Here is a 2,730-nt window from a genome sequence, read left to right on the forward strand (position 1 = left end):
AGGGGAGTTGATTCTCGTTCTGGACCCGGATTGTCAGACCTCTCTGGCAGGCTTCGTTCTCACCTACAGCCGCACGGACGGCCTGCGGGTGACGTCCGCCGACGCGATCGCTGCGGACGGACAAGCGGGGACAGGGGAGAAAGAAGGTGGGGACGACGAGCAACTGCCAGACGACCGAGGGCTTAGCCGGGAACCCGAGACGGTCACGGTGAGCGAGAAACCGCCGGGGCCGCCCTCCTTCAACCTGGCCGTCGAGCCATGGCTGCCGGTTCAGCGCACGGACGGTACGACCGCGCAGCTCTCCCTCCGCGACCTCTTCCAACAGGCCGATTCCGTACGCCGGTTGGTGGGTGATGTCCCGACGCAGGAGATCGCTCTGCTGAGGCTCCTGCTCGCCGTCCTGTACGACGCGCTGGACGGTCCGGCGGAGATCGAGGACTGGGAGGACCTGTGGCTGTCGGCGGACCCGTTCGCCGCTGTGGCGGACTATCTCGCCCAGCACCAGGATCTGTTCGACCTGTTCGACTCTGAGCGCCCCTTCTACCAGGTCGCAGGTCTGCACACGGCGAAGCACGAGGTCGCGCCGCTCAGCCGGATCGTCGCGGACGTCCCGGTGGGCGAGCAGTTCTTCACCATGCGCCGTCCGAGCGTCGATGCGCTGTCGTACGCGGAGGCGGCCCGCTGGTTGGTGCACGCGCACGCCTTCGACACGTCCGGTATCAAGTCTGCGATGGCGGGCGACGACAGGGGCAAGGCGGGAAAGGTATACCCGCTCGGAGTCGGTTCGCTGGGCCACCTCGGCGGGGTCTTCGCCGAGGGCGCCACCTTCCGGGAGACGCTGCTGCTCAACCTGATCGCCCTGGAGGAGCCGGAGGCCGGTTTCGACGACCGTACGGTGAAGGATCTGCCGGTCTGGCGTCGGGCGGAGCCCTTGGGCCCCGGCGAACGCGAGCGTGCCGCTCCCACCGGCCTGCGGGACCTCTACACGTGGCAGTCCCGCCGCATCCGTCTGCATGCAGAGGCCGGCGTCGTAACCGGAGTGGTCCTCGGTTACGGCGACCCCCTCACGCTCGCGGCGCCGTGGACGTGCGAGCCGATGTCGAGCTGGCGGCGCAGCGAGATCCAGGAGAAGAAGCAGGGCCGTACGCCGTTCTACACGCCGTTGCGGCACGACCCGAGCCGGGCGGCCTGGCGTGGTCTGGAGGCGCTGCTTCCGGCTCGCCGTCAGGCTGCCGACGACGGCCGGCGAGGTGAACCCGACCGTGTCCTGCGCGCGGGGGTGGCCCGCTGGTTCACGAAGGTGATCACCGCGAGCGAGATCCCGGCGGGGACGCTGGTGCGGCTGCGGCTGGTGGGCGCGGTGTACGGGACGCAGCAGTCGGTGGTGGACGAGATCACGGACGACTCCGTGGTGCTGCCCGTGGTCACCTTGCACGAGACGAACCGGTTCTACGGCGCGGCTGCGGTCGACGCCGTGAGTGACGCGGAGCTGGCCGTGGTCGCCCTGGGGCATCTCGCGGCGAACCTGGCCCGTGCTGCGGGCACCGATCCGGCGACTCCCCAAGCGAGCGCCCGCGACCTGGGTTTCGGCACTCTGGACGGGCCGTACCGGGCCTGGCTGAAGGACCTGCTCAGCTTCCCCGACCTGGAGACGGCACGCCGGGAGTGGAAGACCACCGTCCACCGCCACCTGCTGCGCCTCGGCCGGCAACTCCTCGACTCCGCCGGCCCCGCCGCCGACGAGGGCCGCCTCACCGACGTACCCGGCCTCGGCATCCGCCTGATGGACGCGGCCCGCGCCGACCAGTTCTTCCGCCTGCGCCTCCACAAGGTCCTGGGCCCCCTACGCACGGAGAGCGATTCATGAGTACGACGACCCAGGCGGCCAAAGCCAAGGCGAAGGACAAGGACGAGCCCCGGTCTCTCGCCGAGGAAGCCGCCCGCAAGACCGTGGAGCGGTTGCAGGGCGGCTACCGCAAGGACAACGCGGCAGCCGTGGCCGCCGTCGCCCGGCTGCGGCGGGAAGCAGGCCGCGAACCCCATGCCTCACCCACCAGCTGGGGACTCGACGACCTCGAAGCCCTCACCGAACTCCGCGAGAAACAGCGGGAGGAGAGCGACGACACCGCACGCTACTTCGTCTCCCGAAAGCGCCACGAGCGCGAGGCGCAGGAGGAACGCGAGGACCGGGCGGTGCACCTCGCCGTGACCCTGTGGGCGCTCCACCAGCAGTCGCTGCGCGACGAGGCGATGCACGTCCGCGGCTGGTCCCTGGGCCGCGCCGTACGCAAACTCGCCCAGGAGAAGGGCACGGAGGCCCCCGCGCCGGACGACGTCCAAGGAGCCGTCGAGAACGCCAACTCCACCCTGCGTAAACGCTTCGTACGCCTGGGCACCTCCTCCGACATCGACGTCCTGGGCCGCCGCCTGCGGGAGATCGTCCTGCTGCTGCGCGAAGCCCGCATCCCGCTGGACTACGGACGGCTGGCCGACGAACTCGACCTATGGCAGGACAGCGAGCGGCAGGCCGACGTCCGCCGCGCCTGGGGCCGCGAATTCCACCGCGGCCACAGGACGGCCGCCTCCGATGACGACGAGGAAGCCCAGCAACCGCCCGCCCCTGACGTCGACTTCGTGACCGACGACGCGGGCGAATGACCCCCAGCCGACCGAGAAGAAACGGAATCCCGGTGACCCGCACGATCCTCGACGTCCACATCCTCCAGGTGG

At 70.2% G+C, this 2,730-nt stretch carries 2 protein-coding genes; both read left to right on the forward strand.

Features of this window, described 5'->3' with window-relative positions; translation table 11 throughout:
* The coding region (gene casA / locus PV682_RS43930; protein ID WP_319738556.1) for a type I-E CRISPR-associated protein Cse1/CasA at positions 1-1,867 on the forward strand (1,867 nt) is incomplete at its 5' end.
* On the forward strand, positions 1,864-2,658 hold the full coding sequence (casB, locus tag PV682_RS43935) for a type I-E CRISPR-associated protein Cse2/CasB (RefSeq protein WP_319738558.1): 795 nt from the start codon (positions 1,864-1,866) through the stop codon (positions 2,656-2,658). The genes casA and casB, both read left to right, overlap by 4 nt.
* Positions 2,659-2,730: the final 72 nt, after the last annotated feature.

The organism is Streptomyces niveiscabiei, from assembly GCF_033794345.1.
Lineage (GTDB): Bacteria > Actinomycetota > Actinomycetes > Streptomycetales > Streptomycetaceae > Streptomyces > Streptomyces niveiscabiei.